At 72.1% G+C, this 22,424-nt stretch carries 19 protein-coding genes and 1 riboswitch; of the genes, 12 read left to right on the top strand and 7 right to left on the bottom strand.

The window, feature by feature from the left end:
- Nucleotides 1-378 precede the first annotated feature (378 nt).
- The 3 genes from I0C86_RS09010 to I0C86_RS09000 all read left to right on the top strand — a co-directional run bounded on the left by I0C86_RS09010 (nt 379) and on the right by I0C86_RS09000 (nt 5,259).
- Nucleotides 379-3,408: an alpha/beta fold hydrolase gene (locus I0C86_RS09010; RefSeq protein WP_196200762.1), complete on the top strand. Its 3,030-nt coding sequence runs from the start codon at nt 379-381 to the stop codon at nt 3,406-3,408.
- Complete coding sequence (locus I0C86_RS09005; protein ID WP_196200761.1) at nt 3,408-4,301, top strand: ABC transporter permease subunit; 894 nt, start codon at nt 3,408-3,410, stop codon at nt 4,299-4,301. The genes I0C86_RS09010 and I0C86_RS09005 overlap by 1 nt, the downstream gene beginning before the upstream one ends.
- 61 nt (nt 4,302-4,362) lie before the next feature.
- Nucleotides 4,363-5,259 (top strand): aldo/keto reductase, encoded by an 897-nt coding sequence (locus I0C86_RS09000; protein WP_196200760.1) that lies wholly within the window; start codon nt 4,363-4,365, stop codon nt 5,257-5,259.
- A 100-nt stretch (nt 5,260-5,359) separates the two neighbouring features.
- On the opposite strand, the gene I0C86_RS08995 is transcribed toward I0C86_RS09000, so the two are convergent.
- The gene (locus I0C86_RS08995) at nt 5,360-5,638 is read right to left on the bottom strand and encodes a DUF6295 family protein (protein WP_196200759.1); all 279 of its coding nucleotides are present in this window, start codon (nt 5,636-5,638) and stop codon (nt 5,360-5,362) included.
- 35 nt (nt 5,639-5,673) lie between these two features.
- A complete protein-coding gene (locus I0C86_RS08990; protein ID WP_230393828.1) occupies nt 5,674-6,435 on the bottom strand; it encodes a dienelactone hydrolase family protein in 762 nt (253 codons plus the stop codon).
- 231 nt (nt 6,436-6,666) lie between these two features.
- Here I0C86_RS08990 and I0C86_RS08985 point away from each other — a divergent pair, with 231 nt between their 5' ends.
- The 5 genes from I0C86_RS08985 (at nt 6,667) to paaN (ending at nt 13,597) form a co-directional block, all read left to right on the top strand.
- Complete coding sequence (locus I0C86_RS08985; RefSeq protein WP_196200758.1) at nt 6,667-7,683, top strand: hypothetical protein; 1,017 nt, start codon at nt 6,667-6,669, stop codon at nt 7,681-7,683.
- Between the two features lie 184 nt (nt 7,684-7,867).
- Entirely contained in the window at nt 7,868-8,962 is a 1,095-nt protein-coding gene (locus tag I0C86_RS08980; RefSeq protein WP_196200757.1) for a hypothetical protein, read from the top strand.
- 31 nt (nt 8,963-8,993) lie between these two features.
- Nucleotides 8,994-9,110, top strand: a riboswitch (SAM riboswitch).
- A 13-nt stretch (nt 9,111-9,123) separates the two neighbouring features.
- A complete protein-coding gene (gene thrC, locus I0C86_RS08975; RefSeq protein ID WP_196200756.1) occupies nt 9,124-10,419 on the top strand; it encodes a threonine synthase in 1,296 nt (431 codons plus the stop codon).
- Nucleotides 10,420-10,845: 426 nt separating this feature from the next.
- On the top strand, nt 10,846-11,871 hold the full coding sequence (locus I0C86_RS08970; protein WP_196200755.1) for a GNAT family N-acetyltransferase: 1,026 nt from the start codon (nt 10,846-10,848) through the stop codon (nt 11,869-11,871).
- Nucleotides 11,872-11,923: 52 nt separating this feature from the next.
- Complete coding sequence (paaN, locus tag I0C86_RS08965) at nt 11,924-13,597, top strand: phenylacetic acid degradation protein PaaN (protein ID WP_196200754.1); 1,674 nt, start codon at nt 11,924-11,926, stop codon at nt 13,595-13,597.
- Between the two features lie 61 nt (nt 13,598-13,658).
- On the opposite strand, the gene I0C86_RS08960 is transcribed toward paaN, so the two are convergent.
- Complete coding sequence (locus I0C86_RS08960) at nt 13,659-14,147, bottom strand: GNAT family N-acetyltransferase (RefSeq protein WP_323373546.1); 489 nt, start codon at nt 14,145-14,147, stop codon at nt 13,659-13,661.
- On the opposite strand from I0C86_RS08960, the gene I0C86_RS08955 reads away from it, so the two are divergent.
- Complete coding sequence (locus I0C86_RS08955) at nt 14,104-14,481, top strand: hypothetical protein (protein WP_196200752.1); 378 nt, start codon at nt 14,104-14,106, stop codon at nt 14,479-14,481. The two genes, I0C86_RS08960 and I0C86_RS08955, sit on opposite strands and share 44 nt — an antisense overlap.
- 280 nt (nt 14,482-14,761) lie before the next feature.
- Entirely contained in the window at nt 14,762-14,965 is a 204-nt protein-coding gene (locus I0C86_RS08950; RefSeq protein ID WP_173040429.1) for a cold-shock protein, read from the top strand.
- 219 nt (nt 14,966-15,184) lie between these two features.
- Here the strand turns inward: I0C86_RS08950 and I0C86_RS08945 are convergent, their stop codons facing one another.
- Nucleotides 15,185-15,439, bottom strand: a complete 255-nt coding sequence (locus I0C86_RS08945; protein WP_196200751.1) for a hypothetical protein — start codon at nt 15,437-15,439, stop codon at nt 15,185-15,187.
- A 150-nt stretch (nt 15,440-15,589) separates the two neighbouring features.
- Between I0C86_RS08945 and I0C86_RS08940 the strand changes: the two genes are divergently transcribed.
- A complete protein-coding gene (locus I0C86_RS08940) occupies nt 15,590-16,369 on the top strand; it encodes a hypothetical protein (protein ID WP_196200750.1) in 780 nt (259 codons plus the stop codon).
- 329 nt (nt 16,370-16,698) lie between these two features.
- Nucleotides 16,699-18,321 (top strand): chaperonin GroEL, encoded by a 1,623-nt coding sequence (gene groL / locus I0C86_RS08935; RefSeq protein ID WP_196200749.1) that lies wholly within the window; start codon nt 16,699-16,701, stop codon nt 18,319-18,321.
- A gap of 291 nt (nt 18,322-18,612) precedes the next feature.
- On the opposite strand, the gene I0C86_RS08930 is transcribed toward groL, so the two are convergent.
- From I0C86_RS08930 to I0C86_RS45410, 3 genes are all read right to left on the bottom strand, one after another.
- Nucleotides 18,613-19,572 carry a GNAT family N-acetyltransferase gene (locus I0C86_RS08930; protein ID WP_196200748.1) on the bottom strand — a complete coding sequence of 320 codons (960 nt, stop codon included), beginning with the start codon at nt 19,570-19,572 and terminating at the stop codon, nt 18,613-18,615.
- 100 nt (nt 19,573-19,672) lie between these two features.
- Entirely contained in the window at nt 19,673-22,162 is a 2,490-nt protein-coding gene (locus I0C86_RS08925) for a S8 family serine peptidase (RefSeq protein ID WP_407676282.1), read from the bottom strand.
- Entirely contained in the window at nt 22,120-22,401 is a 282-nt protein-coding gene (locus tag I0C86_RS45410) for a pentapeptide repeat-containing protein (RefSeq protein WP_407676281.1), read from the bottom strand. The genes I0C86_RS08925 and I0C86_RS45410 overlap by 43 nt, the downstream gene beginning before the upstream one ends.
- Nucleotides 22,402-22,424 lie beyond the last annotated feature (23 nt).

Here is a 22,424-nt window from a genome sequence, read left to right as displayed (position 1 = left end):
CTGTCATCGTCCATCTCCATCGGCAAGGGGTGCGATCTGGTGGAGGGCGTGGGGAGGCCGCCGGTCCCGTCCACCGGACCGGAAAACTAATGGACTCCGGACCCGGACGATCCAGGCCGAGCAGTCAGTTATGCGTCACTTGGGTACAGGTAACACCCAGTGACCGAAAATGTGACTCGGCGTGCATAGTTGCCTAGTCGCATGTATCGATTCATGGCTGGTGCACCGAAAGATCGGAATTCACAGGATCCGAATATGGCTCGCCGGATACCGGCCCGCCCGGCGCGGACGACCACCCCCGGACAACGAACGGGCCAGCCGGACGGACGTACGGCGGATCTCAGCCAACCCTCAGGCTTGGCGCCGTACGGTGTGCCCATGCCTTCCCCACTGCTGGCGCGGCTCCGCCGTGTCCTGCGTCCGGCCGAGCCGGCCCGACCGGACGCCGCCGGCCCGACCCCGCCGGCCCGGCGATGGCGGGCCCGCCTGACCCGGCGGCGGGTGGTGGCCGGCGGTGTCGTGGTGGTGCTGCTCGCGGCGCTGGTCGGCTGGGCGGTCTGGCCGGAGCGGACGGCCTACTCCACAACGGACGCGATGGTCACCGTCCGGTCCGGACCGAACGGCGACCAGCCGGTCGACCTGGACACCACGTTCTACCTGCCGGAGGGGGCGAGCGCCGCCCGACCGGTGCCGGCGGTGCTGCTGGCCCACGGGTTCGGCGGTACGAAGCGCTCGGTCTCCTCCGACGCCGAGGACCTGGCCGACCTGGGTTACGCCGTGCTGACGTACACCGCCCGGGGGTTCGGGCGCAGCGGTGGGCAGATCCACCTGGACAACCCCGACTACGAGGTACGGGACGCCTCCCGGCTGCTCGACTGGCTCGCCCAGCGGCCGGACATCCGCACCGACGCGGCCGGTGACCCCCGGGTCGGCGTCGTCGGCGGCTCGTACGGCGGCGGCCTGGCCCTGCTGCTGGCCGCGCAGGACCCGCGGGTGGACGCCATCGTGCCGATGATCACCTGGCACGACCTGGCCCGCTCCTTCCTGCCCGAGTCCACCGGCCGGGAGCCGACCGACGGCGTGTTCAAGAAGGGCTGGGCCGGCATCTTCTTCGGCAGCGGCGGCGGCAGTGGGCTCGGCGGCCTGGCCGCACCGGGCGGCGCCAACGGACCGGGCGGAAACTCGGCGAACTCCGAGGACGACTCCTCGGACGACTCCGGCTCGGACGGCGCCGGGAACGGGTCGCCGGCCGACCGGGACCCGGTGCTCGGCACGGTGCCCGGTACGGCACCCGGAGCCACGCCGACCGACCCGGCCTGTGGTCGCTTCGCCGCCGACGTCTGCGCCGCGTACCTGCGGATCGCCACCACCGGCCGGGGCGACCCGGCGGCGGTCGACCTGCTCCGCCGGTCCAGTCCGGCCGGGGTGCTCGACCGGATCAAGGCGCCCACCCTGCTGATCCAGGGTGCGGCGGACACCCTCTTCCCGCTCGCCGAGGCCGACGCGAACGCCCGGGGCATCTCGGCGGCTGGCACCCCGGTCCGGGTCGCCTGGTTCACCGGAGGACACGACGGCGGCGAGGGCCCGCAGACCGACCGGGACCGGTTGCGCTTCCTGATGGCCCAGTGGCTCGACCACTACGTCAAGGGTGCCGGCGAGACGCCGTCGACGAGCTTCACCTGGTCCCGGATCGCCGGCTTCGACGCGCTGGACCGTGGCCTGGTCGCCACCGGCTTCTCGGTCGCCGACTACCCCGGCGTCGGCGGCGCCGCCACCAGCACGATCGGCGTCGCCGGGCCGCAGCAGCGGATCGCGAACCCGCCGGGCGGCAACCCGGCGGCCATCTCGGCGCTGCCGTTCGCGGGTGGCTTCTCCTCGCTGCTCGACGGCGTGGCCGGTGACCTGCCGGGCCAGCACGCCCGGTTCGAGTCGGCACCGCTGGACCACGCCGTCGACGTGGTCGGCTCGCCGAGCGTCTCCATCCGGGCGGCGTCGCCGACCGGCGAGGCGGTGCTCTTCGTGAAGCTCTACGACGTCGACCCGAACGGCCCGGCCGCGCTCTCCAACGGCCTGGTCGCCCCGGTACGCCTGACCGGCCTGCCCGCCGACATCGCGGCGGCCCGGCCGGTTCGGGTGACCCTGCCCGCGATCGTGCGCCGGATCGAGGCCGGACACCGGCTCCGGATCGTGATCGCCAGCTCCGACCAGGGGTACGCCACCCCGGCCGAGCCGGTCACCTACACCGTCGCGCTCGACGCTCCGGCGGCCGGTGCATCCACCGCTCCGGGCGCCCCCGGCGGCGCCGGCACCGGCGCCGACCTGTCACTGCCGACGGTCGGCGGTGTGCCGATCGCCACCCCGGCCGTGGCCTGGCGCTGGGCCCTCGTCGGCCTGCTCGCCGCCATCGTGCTCGGGCTCGTCGTGGTCGTCACCGTGGTACGCCGCCGGCACCGCCGGCACGACACCTCGGTCGTCGCCGAGTACGCCGACACTCCGCTGGTGGTCCGCGAACTACGCAAGGAGTACGCCGACGGCTTCGTCGCGGTGTCCCGGATCGACTTCGAGGTGCACCGGGGCCAGGTGGTCGGCCTGCTGGGGCCGAACGGCGCCGGCAAGACCACCACCCTGCGGGTGCTGATGGGGCTGACCCAGCCGACGGCCGGCGAGATCCACGTCTTCGGCCACCGGCTGGTACCCGGCTCTCCGGTGCTGTCCCGGATCGGTTCCCTGGTCGAGGGACCGGGCTTCCTGCCGCACCTGAGCGGATTTGAGAACCTGCGGGCGTACTGGCGGGCCACGGGTCGGCCCTGGGCGGACGCGCACTTCGACGAGGCGCTGGAGATCGCCGGGCTCGGCGACTCGGTGCACCGGAAGACCCGCAAGTACAGCCACGGCATGCGGCAGCGGCTGGCGATCGCCCAGGCCATGCTCGGCCTGCCGGAGCTGCTGGTGCTGGACGAGCCGACCGACGGGCTCGATCCGCCGCAGATCGCCGAGATGCGCCGGGTGCTGCGCCGGTACGCGACCGACGGTCGGGCCGTGCTGGTCTCCAGCCACCTGCTGGCCGAGGTGGAGCAGACCTGTACGCACGCGGTCGTCGTGCACAGGGGGACCATCGTGGCGTCCGGCCGGGTCGACGAGATCGTCGGCGAGTCTCCGAGCACCCAGTTCGACGTCTCCGACGACGCCGCCGCGCGGGCCGTACTCGACCGGCTGGAAGGGGTACGGGTGCTGCCGGACTCGGGTGGCGGCCTGGTGGTGGACACCAACGGCACCGCCCGGAGCGAGGTGGTGGCCGAGCTGGTCCGGGCCGGGGTCGGGGTGGACCGGGTGGTGCCCCGGCGTCGCCTGGAGGACGCCTTCCTCGCCCTGGTCGGGGAGAACTCCCGGGGAAGTGGAGACCGCTGATGACGACGACGGAGACCAGACCAGCGGGTACGCCGGACGCGGCGGGTGGCGCCGCCGGCTACCGGCCCGGAGCCACGCTCGCGATCGCCGCCGAGTGGCGCCGGCAGGCCTCGCGGCGGCGTACCCAGCTCGCGCTGGGGTTCATGGTGCTGCTGCCGTTGGTCATCCTGGTCGCCTTCCAGTTCGAGGGCTCCGGGGACGACGACAACGGCGGGGGCGAGTTCGGCAGCCTCATCGAGCTGGCCACCACCGGCGGGCTCAACTTCACCCTCTTCTCCCTGCTCGTCTCGTCGTCGTTCCTGCTGGTCGTCGTGGTGGCACTGTTCTGCGGTGACACGGTGGCGAGCGAGGCGAGCTGGGGAAGCCTGCGTTACCTGCTGGCCGTCCCGGTGCCCCGGGCCCGGCTGCTGACGGTGAAGCTGGTGGTCGCGCTGGCGTACTCGCTGCTGGCCCTGCTGCTGATCGCCGGCACCGCCATGCTCGCCGGCACCCTCCGGTACGGCTGGGAGCCGCTGAGTAGCACGGTGGCGGCCCAGATCCCGGCCGGGGAGGGTCTGCTACGGCTGCTCGGCATCCTCGGCTACCTGGCCGTCGTACTGCTGGTGGTCGCCGGGCTGGCGTTCCTGCTCTCGGTGACCACGGACGCGGCGCTGGGCGCGGTCGGCGGGGCGGTGCTGCTCTGGATCCTGTCCAGCATCCTCGACCAGATCACCGCGCTCGGGGTGCTCCGGGACTTCCTGCCGACCCACTACAGCCAGGCCTGGCTGGGCCTGCTGTCGACCCCGGTGCAGACCGACGACATCGTCAAGGGTGCGATCTCGGCGATCTGCTACGCCACCGTCTTCTGGAGCCTCGCCTTCTGGCGCTTCACCCGCAAGGACGTCGTCTCCTGAACGGATCCCGGCCTGGTACGGCGGGCCGACCAGTACGCCAGCGAAGAGGGAGATTCTCGCAATGACCACTCCGGAGCTGCTCCCGGCCGCGTCCGCGGGCACCTGGACACTCGGCGATCTGCCGGTCAACCGGCTCGGCTTCGGTGCGATGCGGCTGACCCAGAACGCCGACGGCAGCCCGAGCGACCGGGACCGGGCGATCAAGGTGCTCCGGCTCGCGGTCGAGCTCGGGGTGAACCACATCGACACGGCCGCGTTCTACTTCTCGCCCCTGCGGTCGGCCAACGAGCTGATCAACCGGGCGTTGTCGCCGTACCCGGAAGGGTTGGTCATCGCCACGAAGGTCGGGCCGGGCCGTGACCCGTCCGGCACCTGGTTGCCACTGGCCAGGCCGGAGCAGCTACGCGGCCAGGTCGAGGAGAACCTGCGCCAGCTCGGGCGGGACCACCTCGACCTGGTGAACCTGCGGGTGCACGGGCCCGATCCGATCGCCGAGCGGTTCGGCGTACTGGCGCAGTTGCGGGACGCCGGTCTGATCCGGCACCTGGGCATCTCGAACGTCCGGCCGGAGCACCTGGCCGAGGCCCAGGCCATCGCGCCGGTGGTCTGCGTGCAGAACCCGTACGGCGTCAACTACCGACGCGGCACCGACGACCTGCTGCGTACCTGCGGTGAGCAGGGCGTCGCCTTCGTGCCGTTCTTCGCGATCGCCGGTGCCGGCCGCGAGGCGGGCCCGAGCGGGGCGGAGCGTGACGACGTCCGCGCCGTCGCCAGCGCCCACGGGGTGAGCGTCGCGCAGGTGCGACTCGCCTGGACACTGCGGCGCGGGCCGCACGTGCTGGCCATCCCGGGCACGGGCAACCCGGACCACCTGGTCGCCAACCTGGCCGCCGGTGCGCTGGAGTTGTCGGAGGACGACCTCGCCCGGCTGGACCGGACCGACGACGACAGCGCGTGATCGCACCGACACGACGGCTGCGGGATCGATCGGGACCGACACGACGACTGCGGAGCCGGCGTGGCGTGGCGTGGCGTGGCCCTGTCCTCCGCAGCCGCGGTCAGACCTTCTGGTCGCGGCTGGCCATTCCGGCCGGAGCGGCGGCGAGTGCCCCCTGGATCGCCTCGATCAGGGCGAGTGCCGACTCCTCGGTCAGCTCGACCGCGACCCGGGCCGCCGGCCCGGCAGCGGGATTCAGGAAGTCGATGTTGAGGGTGTGGGCGTACGGTGCGTGCGTCGGATGGTCGACGTAGACGGTGGTCTGGCTGACCGGGAACCAGCCGCCAGCACCCTTGCCACTTCCCTCGACCTCACGCTTCACGGTGACGTACGTGCACATGCCGGCCTCCTCGGGCTGGTCGCGGGCGGTCGGGATCAGGCACCGAGCTGACGGTCGAAGAACTCGCGGACCCGCTGCCAGCCCTCGGTCGCGGCGAGCGGCCGGTAGCTGGGCCGGTCCACGGCGAAGAACCCGTGTCCGGCGTCGGGGTAGGTGTGGAACTCGTGCGGCTTGCCCAGTCGGGTCAGCTCGCCGGCCAACTCTTCCACCTGCGCCGGGGACGGGTACTGGTCCTCCGCGCCGAACATGCCGAGCAGCGGGCAGGAGAGCGTGCCGGCCTGGTCCAGCAGCGGCGTCACGGCCAGCGGGAAGCTCTCCGGCGGGTTGCCGACCACGAACGCGCCGTAGCAGTCGACGGCGGCGTCCAGCGGCAGCCGGCAGGCGACCAGGAACGCCTGGCGTCCACCGGAGCAGTAGCCGATCACGCCGACCTTGCCGTTCGAGTTGGGCAGCCCGCGCAGGTGATCGGCCGCGCCGCCGACGTCGCCGACCAGCCGGTCGTCGGGTACGCCACCGGCGGCCCGCGCCGTCGCCGCCGCGTCGTCGGGGCTGGCGCCCGGCGCCTCCCGGCTGTAGAGGTTGGGGCAGATCGCGGCGAACCCGTAGCTGGCCAGCCGCCGGGTGATCTCCTTTGTCGCTTCGTCGTAGCCGGGCATGTGGTGGATCACCACCACCCCGCCGCGCGGCGCCGCGTCGAGCGGCTGGGCGAGGTACGCCTCGATCTCGTCGCCGCCCGCCCCGGTGATCCGGACCGTTCCGGCCTGCATCGCGTCCTGCATCGCGTCCTGCAACGTCATGCTCCCGTCTGTTCCCGCCGGCTCCCGTCTGTTCCCGCCGGCGTGGTGGTCTTCGTAGGCCCGGGTCGGCGCGGAGTCGTCGGCGGTCCGGACCGGTCCGGCGTGATCGTTAGCCTAGGGCAACGATCACGCGGCGGGTGCCGGACCCCGACGGCGATCTCACCCCGGCCGGGGAGGTGCCTCCCTCCGGCGCGGGAGGTGTCGTCGGGCCCCGCCGACGAGGGTGACGGCATGACACCATGGTGGCGGCGCAGGCCGGAGTGGACGGGTTACGCGGCGAGCGGTGCGGCCTGCGGGTACGGCGTCGTGCTGCTGGTCGCCGTGCTGACCGGGCGGCACTCCCTGGTCGGCCTGCCGGGCCTCGCCGCGCCGGGCGCGGGGATCCTGCTCGTCGGGTCGGCGCTGGCGGCCGCCACGGTACGACCGTGGGGGCGGCGGATTTCGGCCCCGGTGCTGACCGTCGGCCTCTGGACGGTGGCGGGGCTGATCCTGCCGGGTAGCGCGATGGTGCTGCTCAACCTGATCGAACTGGTCCTGACCGGCTCCGTCCACGATCCGGACGGAAACAGCGACTGGCTGACGTTCGCCCAGCGGCTGGGGCTGGCCACCGTCGCGGCGCTCTTCGCCGCCGCCGCCATCCGGTGGCGCCGCCGTACGTCCGGCGGCTGCCCGCGGTGCGGCCGGGCGCATCCGCCGGGCCTGGTGGACCGGCGGCATCCCGCACCGCATCCGGCGCCGACGGTGGTACGCCGGATCGCCTACGTCGGCTCCGTCGCGTGGCTGCCCTATGCCAGCCTGCACACCCTCGGCGCGTTCGGCGTTCCCGGGATCGAGGGGAACGGCTACCGGCCGACCTGGTACGCGGCCGTGGCCTTCTGGGCCGGCATCGGACTCGCCGTGTTCCTGCTCGCCGGTCTGGTCCGGCCGTGGGGGATGGTCTTCCCGCGCTGGACGCTGTGGCTGGCGGGTCGACGGGTACCCCGCTTCCTGCCGCTCACCCCGGTCTGGCTGGTCGCACCGACCCTCGCCCTGTACGGCACCGGCGCGCTGGTGCTGATCGCCGCCGGTGTCCTCGACTGGCACTGGGACGGCGTTCGGGGACTGCTCGGCGTGGCGGCTCCGCTGGCGTTCGGCGGGTACGGCTGGGCACTCGCCGTCGCGGCCGTTTCGTACCAGCGTCGGACCCTGCCGTTCTGCGTACCCGGGAGGTTCCCGCAGACGCCGGTCGCCGCACCGGTGGGGCGGTAGCGCCCGGAGGGCTACCAAAGGCATCGACCTTGGTCGGGCCGGAGTCGACCGATGACCGTTACCGACGGGTCGACCGGGGCGGGAGTGTGTCGGTGTGCCGGACCGGCGGCGGCGTACGGAGATCACTGCTCCGTACCGACCGTCGCGTCCGGCCGGCCATGTCACCGTCCGGAGAGGACCACCGATGCCCGTCGCCCCCACGTCCCCGACACCCGACCCCGCGGTACCCGCCACGGGCTCCGGCCTGCCCTGGCGGCGCCGGATCGGGCCGGTCGTCGCGCTCTTCCTTCTCGCCCCGTGGGCCGGCGAGGTCTCCTGGGGCGGGTTCACCGCCAACGACTACCTGCTGGTCGTGATCTTCCTCGGCCCCCTGTACGGCGGGGCCGCGCTGCTCATCCGGGAGACCGCCCGGCGTACCGGTGGAGGTTGGCCGGTGATCGTCCTGCTCGCCGCCGCGTTCGGGCTGATCCAGGCCGGGCTGGTCGACCAGGCGCTGTTCAACCGGAACTTCCTCGACGACACGGAGTTCGCCGAACTCGGCACCGCCGCGAGCGCGACCTGGGTGCCGGGGCTCGGGTTCAGTGCCCAGCAGGCGTTCGGCTACGTCGGCGGCCACATCGCGCTGAGCATCTGCGTACCGATCGTGATCGTCGAGTCGTTCCTGGCCCCCGGCCGACGCCGGCAGCCGTGGCTCGGCCGTCCCGGCCTGGTCGTCGCCGCCCTCCTCTACCTGCTCGGCAGCCTGCTGATCTTCGCGGACGCCGAGGACGGCCGGAAGGGCTTCCAGGCCGCCCCGGTCCAGGTCGCCTTCGTGCTGCTGCTGGTGGTCGCGCTCGTCGGCACGGCCATGCTGCCGAGGTGGCGGCGTCATCCCCGGCCGGTACCCGCCCGCGCGCCGCATCCGATCTGGGCCGGCCTGCTGGTGTTCGGTGCGTTCGTCAGCGTGGACCTGGTGCCGGGTTGGCTCGGCCTCGGGGTGCAGGCGGTGACGGTCGGGTCGGCGGCGACGGTGATCGTCGTCTGGTCCCGACGTACCGGCTGGGGGCAGCGGCACGCCCTGGCCGCCTGGTCGGCCTACCTGATCGCGGCGGCGGCCGGCGCCTACCTGGTGCCGAACTACGCCCCGGCGTCCCCGACGGAGGCGCTGGTCGGCGACCTCGCGATCAGCGTGATCACGCTCGCGCTGGTCGGCGGCGCGTGCTGGCGACTGCGCGGTGACGGTCGGGACACCGGTCGGGATTTAGGTCACAGCGGGCGAGTGGCCGGGACAGCGGGATAGCCGGACCCGTAGACTGACCGGACAACTTAATACCTCATCCAGAGGGGCTGAGGGATACGGCCCGATGACGCCCCGGCAACCACTCCACCCGCGGAGCAGGTGCCAAATCCGTCCCCGCCGCGCCGTGCGGTCCCGGGAAAGATGAGAGGACGGCCATCGCCATGACGTCGATCATCGACGCGACCCCCAGCCAGAACACCGGAATCATCCCCAGCCCCGCCCGCGCCCTGGTCTGTCGCGGCTGCGGATCCGAGTACCCCCTCGTCGCCCAGCATGCCTGTTTCGAGTGTTTCGGCCCGCTGGAGGTCGGCTACGACACCGAGGCACTGGCCCGGGTCACCCGGGCCGAGATCGAGGCCGGTCCGCAGAACCTGTGGCGGTACGCCGCGCTGCTGCCGACCGGCCAGGACCCGGCCACCCGGGTCACGCTCGACCCCGGCCTCACCCCGCTGATTCCGGCCGCCGGCCTCGCCGCCGAGCTGGGCATCCGGGCGCCGCTCTGGGTCAAGGACGACAGCGCCAACCCGACCCACTCGTTCAAGGATCGGGTGGTCTCGGTCGCGTTGACCGCCGCCCGGGGGCTCGGCTTCACCCGGTTCGCCTGCGCCTCGACCGGCAACCTGGCGAACTCGGTCGCCGCGCACGCGGCCCGGGCCGGGGTCCCGTCGATCGTCTTCATTCCCGGTGACCTGGAACTCGGCAAGGTGATCACCACCGCCGTGTACGGCGGGGACGTGGTCGCGATCGACGGCTCGTACGACGACGTGAACCGGCTCTGCGGCGAACTGGTGGAGACCGACGAGTTCGAGGACACCGCGTTCGTCAACGTCAACGTCCGGCCGTACTATGCGGAGGGTTCCAAGACCCTCGGGTACGAGGTCGCCGAGCAGTTGGGTTGGCGGATTCCGGAGCAGGTGGTCATCCCGATGGCCAGCGGTGAGCTGCTCACCAAGATCGACAAGGCGTTCAGCGAGCTGGTCGAGATCGGTCTGGTCGAGGCCCCGGCCAACGGCTGGAAGGTCTTCGGCGCCCAGTCGGCGGGCTGCAACCCGATCGCCACGGCCCTGCACGCCGGCACCGACGTGATCAACCCGGTCCGACCGACCGGCATCGCGAAGTCGCTGAACATCGGTGACCCGGCCGCCGGCCTGTACGCCCTGGAGGCGGTACGCCGGACGGGGGGCTGGATGGACTACGCCGACGACGACGAGATCCGGTCGGGGATCCGACAGTTGGCCCGGACCACCGGAGTGTTCGCCGAGACGGCGGGCGGCGTCACCGTGGCCGTACTGGGCAAGCTGGTGGCGAGCGGCCGGCTGGATCCCGATGCCGAGACGGTCGTCTACAACACCGGCGAGGGACTCAAGACCCTCGATGCGGTGGCGGCCGAGGTCGGGCCGACGTACCGGGTCAAGCCGTCGCTGCGCGCGGTCCGCGACGCCGGTCTGCTCCGCTGAGCCGGCCCGTACGACCGGATCCCCCGACTCTGGAGCGCGACGTCCCGGCCACTGTCCGGAGCCGACGGTGGCCGGCCGCAGCCGCGCGCGCGCTCCGCGTGCATATGCGAGCCAAGGTCCACGCCCGTGGTACGGATGCGGCCTGTAGCTGGGGATTTGCCATGGGTGACGAAAACACGCGGAAGAGGACTTGACGACTGCATCTGCAGGACGCAAGATGCTCCGTGCGGGAGGACGCACCGCCGTAGACTTTTTAAGCTCTTACGACCCAGCGCCGGAGGCGTTGTGCGGGCGTCCTCCCGACCAAACTTTCCCCGAGCGGCCTGACGCCCGACGGCCTACGGACTCAACGACGATTCGGCCAGCAGGTGACGACGTCGGCGATAATCGCTCGCGCCCGCCCGGTCCGACCGGCACTCTCGATGTATGGACATCGTCGTCATCCCGTTCGACACCGCCGACGCCGCCGGGAAAGTCGCCGCCGAGCGGGCGTACGAAATCCAGGCCGTCAGCCGGGCGGCCGAGCAACCGGACATGCCACCGTCGTCGAGGCAGCGCTTCTTCGGCGCACTGAAGCATCCGTGGCCGGGCGACGAGGAGCGGCACGCGCTGGCCTACCTCGACGGGGTGCCGGTCGGTCACCTGGCACTCACCCTGCCCCAGGTGGAGAACCGGGACAACGCCCAGGTCACCCTCACGGTGCATCCCGAGCACCGTCGTCGCGGCGTCGGCCGGGCCCTCTACGAGTACGCGGTCCGGTCGCTCCGGGAACTGGGCCGCAAGCGCATGATCAGCGAGACGGCCAGCATGGATCCCGCCGCCGGTCGGATCGCGCCCGGCGACGCCTTCGCCACCGCGATGGGGGCGCACCCGGCGCTCGCCGACGTCCGCCGTCGGCTCGACCTGACCACGCTGGACGAGCCGGAGCTGGACCGGCTGCTGACCGCCGGCCTGACCCACGCCGAGGGCTACTCGATCGTGCGCTGGCACGGGCGTATCCCGGACGAGTACGCCGAGGACGTGGCCTACCTGGACAGCCGGCTGATCGAGGACGCGCCGATCGGCGACCTCACCTGGGAGGCGGCCAAACCGGACGTCGGACGGCTGCGTGCCATGGAGGCGGCGCTCGACGCGCGGGGTCTGCGCTGGTACAACTGCGGCGCCCGGCACGACGCGACCGGCCGGCTGGTGGCCTGGACGGCGCTCGGGCTGACCGAAGACTGCGACTGGCACGCCTTCCAGCAGATCACCCTGGTCGAACCGCGGCACCGGGGCCACCGGCTGGGCATCATCGTCAAGATCGAGAATCTCCGGTACGCGCGGACGCACGAGCCGGCGCTGCGGGTCATCGACACCTACAACGCGGCGGTGAACGAATACATGATCTCGATCAACGAGAGGCTCGGCTTCCGGGCGGTCGCCGGACTGAACAGCTGGCAGGCGACCATCTGACTCCGCCGGGCGGCCACTGGGGCGGCTCCGCCGGGTGCGGCATGATGGCGGGATGACGGAGACCCCGCACCCCTTCTTCGCCCGGCACGCCGACACCCTGGAGCGTGCGCTGACCGCGATCACCGAGCGGGCCTACTGGTCCGCCTATCCCGAGTCGCCCAGCCCCCGGGTGTACGGCGAAACCGCCGCCGCCGAGGGCGAGGCCGCCTTCCGGGCGTACCTCGACGGGAAGTTCCCGCTCGACCAGCCCGGCACGCTCGACTGGGTGGCCACCGAGGCGAGCCCGTTCGGCATCGACCTCGGGGTGACCTACCCGCACGGCGACCCCGACGTGCTGCTGGCCGCCGCCGCCAGCGCGCTGCCCGGCTGGCGCGACGCCGGTCCGCAGACCCGGGTCGGCGTCTGCCTGGAGATCCTGACCCGGCTGCACGCGCACATCTTCGAACTGGCCAACGCGGTGCACGCGACCAGCGGGCAGGCGTTCGTGATGGCCTTCCAGGCCGGCGGCGCGCACGCCCTGGACCGGGCGCTCGAATCGCTCGCCTACGCGTACCGGGAGATGACCCGGCAGCCGGCGACCGCCTCCTGGGAGAAGCCGGCCGGCAAGGGCGACCCGCTGCGGATGACCAAGAACTTCCACGTGGTGCCGCGCGGCGTGGCGCTGGCGATCGGCTGCAACACCTTCCCGACCTGGAACACCTACCCCGGCCTGTTCGCCTCGCTGGTCACCGGCAACCCGGTCGTGGTCAAGCCGCACCCCCGGGCCGTACTGCCGCTCGCGATCACCGTCCGGTACGCCCGCGAGGTGCTGGCCGAGGCCGGGTTCGACCCGAACCTGATGCTGCTCGCCGCCGAGGCCCCCGGCGAGGGCCTCGCCTCCACCCTGGCGCTGCGCCCCGAGGTCAGGATCGTCGACTTCACCGGCTCCACCGAGTACGGCGACTGGCTCGAAGCCAACGCCCGGCAGGCCGCCGTCTACACCGAGAAGGCCGGGGTCAACACGATCGTGGTCGACTCGACCGACGACTTCACCGGAATGTGCCGCAACATCGGCTTCTCGCTGACCCTCTACAGCGGACAGATGTGCACCACGCCGCAGAACATCCTCGTGCCGGCCACCGGGATCGAAACCGACCAGGGGCACAAGAGCGTCGACGAGGTCGCCGCCGGCATCGCCGCAGTGGTCGGGAAGCTCACCGGCGACCCGGCCCGCGCGGTCGAGCTGACCGGCGCGATCGTCAACGACGGCGTACTGGCCCGGCTCGACGAGGTTGCCGGGGTCGGTGAGGCGGTCCTGCCGTCCCGTCCCGTCGAGCACCCCCAGTACCCCGGCGCGGTCGTCCGGACCCCGCTGATCACGAAGCTCGGCGCGGACGCCGTCGGAACGTACGGGCGGGAGTGGTTCGGGCCGATCTCCTTCGTCATCGGGACCGACTCCACCACCCACAGCCTCGCCCTGCTCCGCCAGACGGTGGGCGAGCGCGGCGCCCTCACCGCCGCCGTCTACTCCACCGACGAGGCCGTCCTCGACGCCGCCGAGACGGCAGCGATCGAAACCGGAGTCCACCTCTCCTGCAACCTCACCGGTGGCGTCTTCGTCAACCAGTCGGCCGCGTTCTCCGACTTCCACGGCAGCGGCGCCAACCCGGCCGCGAACGCGGCCCTCACCGACGGCGCCTACGTCGCCGCCCGGTTCCGCGTGGTCCAGTCCCGCCGCCACAACTGAGGGTGTAAGGAAGGGCCCCTTCTTATCGTTTTCTGTAGAAGAAGGGGCCCCTCCTAACAGGTCAGGTGGCGCGGCGCATCTCCAGCTCACGGAGCGCGGGCACGATCGGATGCGGCACGCGTACGCCCGTGTCGACGAAGCCGAGCCGCTCGTACGCCCGTACTGCGCGGTTGTTGCCGACCACGACCTCCAGGTGCAGTTCTCCGCGTCCGGCCGCGCTGGACCAGGCGGCCACCTCGTCGATCAAGGCGGCCAGCAGTCCACTGCCGCGCCACGACGGGGTGACGTAGACGGCGAAGACGACGGTCACGCCCGGCCGGCCGTACGCCGCCTGTCCGCCGGCGTGGCCGACGATCCGCCCGTCGACCTCGGCGATGAACGCCGCACTCCGATGGCCGGACGCCATTCCGGCGACTCGGGCGGCGACCTCGGCGTGTGGCCGGGCCGCCGCGTCGGCGAGAGTCTCCAGGAAGGCCAGCGGTGAGTCGGCGAGCATCTCCAGCCGGATGGCCCGGAACCGGGCGGCGTCGGTGGCTCGTACCCGGCGGATCGAGGGGAGGTCGGCTGCCGGGCGATCGTCCGCTCGGCCCGCCCCGTCGGTTCCGCCGGCCGGCCTCGGCGAGGACGGGGCCGGCTCTGTCAGGGCCGACTCTGACGGGTTCGACGGGTTCGACGGGTTCGGAGGGCTCGGCCGGTTCGGCGGGTTCGACGGGTTCGACGGGTTCGGAGGGTTCGGCCGGTTCGATGGGTTCGGCGGGGTCGACGGGCTCGGCCTGGATGGGCCGGAGGGCTCGGCGAGCGCGGCGTCGGTGGCGGTCTGCGGGGTGGGTGCCGGCACGTTCGCCATGGTCGCACGCGGTACGTCGACCCGTTCCGCCGGGTAATCGGGCCCATTCCGGTTACGGTCGGCCTGCGGCAGGCGGCACAGCGATGGTCGCCAATGGGATCCGGTGGGGAAACGGCCGCCCGGTTGTCGGCCTCATGACCGTTTTAGCCTAGTGCGCTGCCGCCCGGCCTTGGTGTACCGTGCGGGTTCGGCCGCTTGATTCGTTCGATGCCTCAATCGTTTGACGGTGCGGTGAAAACGGGTCGGCGGCCCCGGCAGGCGTACGTCGACGCCGGGGCTCTGTCAGCTCCGGCGCGACCGGAGTAAGGAAGTGCACCGTGGCGCAGGGCACCGTGAAGTGGTTCAACAGCGAAAAGGGCTACGGCTTCATCGCGGTCGATGGTGGACAGGACGTCTTCGTCCACTTCTCCGCGATCGAGATGGACGGCTACAAGGCGCTTGACGACGGTCAGCGCGTCGAGTTCGAGATCGCTCAGGGTCAGAAGGGCCCGCAGGCGGAAAAGGTCCGCCTCATCGCCTGATCGTCGGCGTCTCACCGGGCCCGACACTGGCTTGGAGTTTGCTACTCCCGCTCGACCGGGTTTCACTCCTGGCGTCGCGAGTTCAGCCTCGACCGATCGGCGGCTGTGCTTGTCGTCCCACAGGCCGCAAGATCGGGAGCTGTCCCCCTTCGCGCTCCTGCCTGAGGAGAGTCCGTGGTCGAGCCAACGCCTCCTGGCCCCCCCGGTCCCGGTGCCGGTTCAGGGGGCCGCCCCGGCGAGCAACCGGAACCGACCGAGCCGATTTCTCCGGTCCAATCCGGTCACCCGACGACGCCGGTTGACCCGACGGTCCCGGTTGACCCGACGGTCCCGGTTGACCCGACGGTCCCGGTTGACCCGATCCGGGCGGCCGATCAAGGTCTGCCGGTCGACCTGGTCCGGCCGCCCTATCAGGGTCCGCCGGTCTACCCGGGTCAGCCCGGGTACCCCGGCCAGCCGGTCTACCCCGGTCAACTCGTCTACCCAGGTCAGGCCGCCTACCCGGGCCCGCCGACGGGGGTTGGCCCCGGCCAGTGGTCTCCGCCGGGTTATCTGGATCCGCGCGATCCGCTCGTCCCGCTTCCGGGTGCGGGTATCGGCGGTTGGTGGGAACGGTGCTGGACCGTGGCGCGCCGGAGCTGGCGACAGCTGGTGTCGATCGTGCTGATCACCCAGGTGCTGCCGTTGGCGGTCATGACCCTGCTGATGGTGCCCTTCCAGCCGGACCCGCCGGTCGTGGGGTCCACCGGGGAGTTGGCGCCGGGAGAGCTCGAAGCGTTCGTGGGAGGGTTCCTCGTCCTTTCCGGGGTCGTCCTCGCCGTCGCCCTCGTGGCGGGCCTGGTGCAGGCCCTGGGCTGGGCGGCCGCCGTCTGGGTGATCGTCCGGCATGCGTCCGGCGAGCCGGTGTCGCTCGGCCCCGCCTTCCGGTACGGGCTGCGCCGGGCGCTGGGTCTCTGGGGCTGGTACCTGGCCTCGAGCCTGATCATCGCGGCCGGCTTCTGTGCCTGTGTCCTGCCCGGTCTCTACCTCGGCCTGGCGCTGAGCCTCGTCGGTCCGATCTACCTCTTCGAGCGGCGCAACCCCATCGGGCGTTCGTTCCAGATGGTCCACGCCCGGTTCGGCATGGTCCTCGGCCGGGTCGCGATCATCCTGGGTGTGGTGGTCGGCGGCACCCTCGTGGTGGCCGTCCTGGAGAACGTCGGCATGCTCGCGCTCGGGATCGGGGCCACGCCGGGGGAAGCGGTGGGCTTCTCCGTCGGGTACGTCGTGATCACCCTGATCGGTGCCGTGCTGGGCCTGCCGTTCCAGCTCGCGCAGGTTGTCGGGATCCTGCTCACATACACCGAACAGCGGGGTCAGGAGGCGCCGGTGAACACCGCGCGACTGGCCGCCGAACTCTTCTGACCGCTCCCGAGTGGCTTGCACTCGGCAGGGGAGAGTGCTAAACAAGTCATTGGCACTCGCGCGCTGCGAGTGCCAATGGTCGGGACGGTAGGGCCACGGTCGCGGGCTTGGGAGACAGGTCGGTGGCACATGGCCGGTCGTCGCGGGCTGTCCGGCCCGGCCGGCGGACGTCACTGTCGCACACGCGACGGAGTCGATCAGGCGCCCTCGGGTGCCCGGGAGGCCCCGTCCGCGAGTGCCGTAGTGACGTCCGAAGGTGCGTAATCAGGCGGCAGGTTCGGGGTCGGCAAGGCCCCGGCGGCCGTGAGTGTCCAGGAGGACAACGCCGTATGGCCAAGATGATCGCGTTCGACGAGGAGGCGCGCCGCGGCCTCGAGCGGGGCATGAACACCCTCGCCGACGCTGTAAAGGTGACGCTGGGCCCGAAGGGCCGCAACGTCGTGCTCGAGAAGAAGTGGGGCGCTCCCACCATCACCAACGATGGTGTGAGCATCGCCAAGGAGATCGAGCTCGAGGACCCGTACGAGAAGATCGGCGCTGAGCTGGTCAAGGAGGTCGCGAAGAAGACCGACGACGTGGCCGGCGACGGCACGACGACGGCGACCGTCCTGGCCCAGGCGCTGGTCCGCGAAGGCCTGCGCAACGTCGCGGCCGGCGCGAACCCGATGGCCCTGAAGCGGGGCATCGAGGCTGCGGTCGCGAGCGTCTCTGAGGAGCTGAGCAAGCTCGCCAAGGACGTTGAGACCAAGGAGCAGATCGCCTCCACCGCCTCCATCTCCGCCGGTGACAACACCGTCGGCGAGATCATCGCCGAGGCGATGGACAAGGTCGGCAAGGAAGGCGTCATCACCGTCGAGGAGAGCAACACCTTCGGGCTCGAGCTGGAGCTGACCGAGGGTATGCGCTTCGACAAGGGTTACATCTCGGGGTACTTCATGACGGACCCCGACCGGATGGAGGCCGTCCTCGACGACCCCTACATCCTGATCGTCAACAGCAAGATCGCGACGGTCAAGGACCTGCTGCCGATCCTCGAGAAGGTCATGCAGTCGGGCAAGCCGCTGGTCATCATCGCCGAGGACGTCGAGGGCGAGGCCCTGGCGACCCTGGTCGTGAACAAGGTCCGGGGCACCTTCAAGTCCGTTGCCGTCAAGGCGCCGGGCTTCGGTGACCGCCGCAAGGCCATGCTGGGCGACATCGCCATCCTCACCGGTGGCCAGCCGATCAGCGAAGAGGTCGGCCTCAAGCTCGACGCCGCCGGCCTCGACCTGCTGGGCCGCGCCCGCAAGGTCGTGGTGACCAAGGACGAGACCACCATCGTCGACGGTTCCGGCGACGCCGACCAGATCAACGGTCGGGTCAACCAGATCCGCGCCGAGATCGAGAAGAGCGACTCCGACTACGACCGCGAGAAGCTGCAGGAGCGCCTGGCCAAGCTGGCCGGCGGTGTTGCGGTGATCAAGGTCGGCGCGGCCACCGAGGTCGAGCTGAAGGAGCGCAAGCACCGCATCGAGGACGCGGTGCGCAACGCGAAGGCCGCCGTCGAAGAGGGCATCGTCCCCGGTGGTGGTGTCGCGCTGGTCCAGGCCGGCAAGACCGCCTTCGACAAGCTGGACCTCACCGGTGACGAGGCGACCGGCGCGCACATTGTCAAGGTCGCGCTGGACGCCCCGCTGCGGCAGATCGCCGTCAACGCCGGTCTCGAGGGCGGCGTCGTGGTGGAGAAGGTCCGCAACCTGGACGCCGGCCACGGGCTCAACGCGGCCAACGGTGAGTACGTCGACCTGCTCAAGGCCGGCATCATCGACCCGGCCAAGGTGACCCGTTCGGCACTGCAGAACGCGGCGTCGATCGCGGCCCTGTTCCTCACCACCGAGGCTGTGGTGGCGGACAAGCCGGAGAAGAACCCGGCCCCGGCGGCTGCGCCGGGCGGCGGGGACATGGACTTCTGAGTCCAGTCGTCACGTCAGGAAGGGGCGGTCCGCGGAAGCGGTCCGCCCCTTCTTCATGCATTCATATGATCATGCGTCGTTGGCGCGCCGCTTCTCGGCGCCCGGTGAACAATTCTCGGATCTGCATAGTGCGCCGACCGACTCGATGGGCTCGTGGAGGGACGCGTCCATGATCTCGTCCATTCGTCCTTCGCCACGACTTCCGCCTTCTCCGCAAACGGCAGAAGGCTCCCGGTCGATGGCGCCGGAAAATGGCACGGGAAAATGGCACGGTACGGATTTGACCTGGGTCTAGAGCTGCTTCCGGTAGAGGAAGAACACCCGCTCGATCCCGGCACCCGCGCTGCGGGCGTAGAAGGAAATCGGGCCCACCCAGCCGATCTGCGCGCGTTCATGTCCCGCCGACCGCTGGTCGCGCAGACAGCGGCGGAGCAGCACGCTCCCGATCCCCAGGCCCTGGGCGTTCGGAGCGGTGCCCATCGGCCCGAACCAGCTCGGCCGGGACGAGCCGTACGCGGCGAAGCCGAGCAGTTCCACCGGCCCGCCGCCCTCGGGCGTACGGACGGCGAGGTGGCAGCCGGCGCCCTCGCGGTTGATCGAGTGCAGCAGTTCGGCGTCCCAACTGCCGCCGAAGGTGGTTCGGGCGAAGTCGGTCAGCGTCGGGACGTCGTCCGGCCCCGCCCGGCGTACCGTGACGCCCTGGTCGGCCAGCCGTCGTTCGGCGGCCTCGGTGCTGCGCAGCGCGGGAGAGGACTCGGTGGACAGGTCGGCGGTCATGTTCCAGGCGGTGCCCTCCGGTTCGTAGCCGAGCGCCAACGCCGTGCAGATCGCCGGGGTGTACCGGACGTCGATGCCGGGCCAGACGTAGTGCGGGGCGTTGCCGGCGAGCCGTACCTGGGTGGCGCCGAGCCCGGCGAGCGCGCTCTCGGCCCGCAGCAGCAGCCCGCGCCCGATCCCCCGGCGCCGTTGGTCCGGATGGACCGCCAGCAGGTCGAGGTGGCCGATGGTGGGATCCCGGTACGCCAGCGAGCCGAGCGCCACCCCGGCGAGTGCGCCGTCCGAGAGTGCGACGAACCCGACCGTACGGCGCCGGGACGTCGATCCGGGCGGGGGTGCGTCGTCCCGCAGCCGGGCCACGATGGCCACCGCCTCGGCGGCGTCATCGGGCAGGTCCAACGCCTCCCGGCACAACTGCACCACGGCGGGTAGCTGGTCGTCGGTCAACTCGACGATCGAGAACTCGGCATGCACGAGCGCCGACCCTAGGTCATCGTCGGGCCGATGGCGAGACCGGCGCCCGCCCGGTCAGCCTCGTACCGCCCGCCCGGTCAGCCCCGTACCGCCCGCCCGGTCAGCCCCGTACCGCCTGCTGGGCGGCGCGCACCGCGCCGTACGCGTCGACCAGGCCGGCGCCCGTGATGTTCTGCGCCGACCCGCACCGGTCGGCGCTGTTCTGGGACCGGTAGGTCGGTTCGGCCGGGGTCGCGCTGTCGCGCAGGATCCGGCTGGTGCTCTCCAGGTCGCCGACCAGTCCGGGATTGGCCGACCACATCAACGCCACCACTCCGGCCAGGTGCGGTGTCGCCATCGAGGTGCCGCTCTGGGTGCCGTATCCACCGCCGGGCAGAGCCGACAGCACGGCGACGCCGGGCGCCACCACGTCCGGCTTGCCGGCCCCGCCGGCCGCCGGACCACGGCTGGAGAAGGTGGCGACCCGGCGCTCCCGGTCCACCGCACCGACGGTGAACACCTCCGGGTACGGCGCGGGTGCGGTGTCGATCGATTCGCAGAACGGGCCGGTGTTACCGGCGGCGGCGACGAAGAAGACACCGGCGGCCGCGAACGCGTCGGCGGCCGGGCGGAGGGTGTCCCGGGCGCAGCCCTCGATCTCCGGACAGCCCCACGAGTTGGTCAGCACCTGCGGCGCCCGCTCCGGCCGCCCGGCGTGGAATGGGTCGGCGCCGGGCGGGAACGGCGCGAGCATGAACTGGAGGCAGTCCAGGTAGTGCGCGGGATTTCCCAGGTTCCGGTCGAGGTTCACGCAGCCGACCCAGCGCGCACCCGGTGCCACGCCGACATTCTCGTCCCCGACGGCGGTGGCCAGGGTGTGCGTACCGTGGCCGCCCTGGTCGGTGGGGGAGCGGGAGCCGTTCCACGGGTCGAACCAGGAGTCGTCGCCGCCCCGGAATCCGGCGGAGAGGGCGGGATGTGTCCCGTCCACTCCGGAGTCCGAGCCGCCGACGACGATGCCCGAGCCGTCCACCCCGAGCTGGGACCAGACCCGGTCGGCACCGATCAGGCGCAGGTTCCAGCCCGGTACGGTCGGCGCCGACTCGGTCCCGCGGGCCGGGGACCCGGCGGCGGGCAGTGCCCGTAACCGCTGGCTGACCAGTACCTGTGCCACGTCGGAACGGCCGGCGAGCCAGGCGCGTACGGCCGTACCGCCGTCCACCTCCACCGCGTTGACCAGGTAGTACGGCGTGTAGTTCAGCCTGCGCCGGTCCAGCTCCCGGCGCAGTCCGGCCTGGGACCGTTCGGCGGTGGTGACGAGCCGGCGGTAGACCTCACGCCCTCGGGCCTCCCGGCCTGCGGAACCGCTCGCGGTGCTGGTCACCCCGCTCAGGTCCGCCTGCTCCCGAAGCACCACGAACAGCCGCTCACCCTGCCATCCGGGTGAGCCGAGGCCGACGTACACCCCGGCGGAGGCGACCAGTAGCCCGGCGGTGACGGTTGCCGCCACCATCCGACGGGGGACGGTCGCGCCGGCCCGGCCGAGGCCGAAGCCGTACCCGAGGCCGAGCAGCACCGCGACGGCCAGCGAGCCGGCGGCGGCGACCGCGGCCCAGAACGGCACGTCCCGGGTGTTGGTGAGCAGTAACGTGATCTCCTCGGGATCCACCAGGACCAGCGGCCCGGCGGCGGCGATGCCGACCAGCCAGCCGACCGCCGCAGTCCCGCCGAACGGCAGCCCGGCGGTCGGCAGCCCGGCGGTCGGCAGCCCGGCGGTTGGCAGCCCGGTGGTCGGTTCGGTGGTCGGGCCGGCGGTCCGACGCACCGGTCGTGAGCCGGGCCGGAGGGCGGCGATCACGAAGCCGGCCGGGGGGAGTACGAGCAGCGCGGCGAGCTGTGCGCCCGGCTCACCGATACCGGCCGCCAGGAGAGCCAGTGCCACCCCGGCGACCAGACCGCCGACCAGGACCAGACGCGGGCCGCCGACCGGCCGGTCCGGCACCGAATCCGCCGCCCCGGCACCTCCCGGCCGCTCGTAGCCGGCCCAGAACGATCCGTTCAGGATGGTGGCGGCCAGCCAGCCGACCGCCGCCGCCGCGAGCAGTCCGAACATCGTCTCCAGCAGCCCGCCCAGTGCACCCAGCCAGAGCCAGGGCAGCAGCAGGGCGAGCCCGCCGGCGGCCGCCAGGCCGGTCGCGGCCGGCTCGGTACGGGCCGGTTCCACTCGGGAGCCGCGTCGCCGGACCAGCCGGGCCAGCCGGACCATCCGGATCAGGAGTGCGGCGAGCGCGGCCGACGCCGCCAAGCCGGCCAGGTAGACCTCGGGCAGCGGCGTCGGAATCGCCCGGAGCAGACCGAACGCGCCGAGCACGATCGCAGCGAGCAGCCAGGCCCTTCCGGCGGCCCGGACCCCGGGGGATCGGGGCAGGGTGGCCAGCAGCACCGTGGGCACGCCGACCAGCACCGCGTTCACCAGTCCGGTCGCCGGCCAGATCCAGGCCGGCTGGTCCAGCCCGGCGACGAGCAGGACCTGTTCGACGAGCCACGTGATGGTCTGCGCGCCGACCGTCACCACGACGGCCCAGACGCCGACGAAGGCGGCGGCGACCACGGGCCAGACGCCACTCCGCGGCGCCGGTCGAGGCGGCCAGGGCGGCAACGGTCCCCCCGCCGGCGCCGGAGTCGGGTACCCCGCAGTCGGGTACCCCGCAGTCGGGTACCCCGCAGTCGGGTACCCCGCAGTCGGGTACCCCGGGGTCGGGCCGGGTGGTGGTGCGGGTGGCGACGGTGGCGGTTGTGCCGGACCGGGAAGCGGCACGGACGGTTCGTCGGGTGGCGGCGGCGGGCCATCCTGCATGTCCCGAACAGTACGA

Origin of the sequence: Plantactinospora alkalitolerans (genome assembly GCF_015690345.1) — a bacterium.
GTDB classification, from domain to species: domain Bacteria; phylum Actinomycetota; class Actinomycetes; order Mycobacteriales; family Micromonosporaceae; genus Plantactinospora; species Plantactinospora alkalitolerans.
Note: the sequence above shows the minus strand (reverse complement) of the source record. Positions and strands in the feature narration are given on the sequence as shown.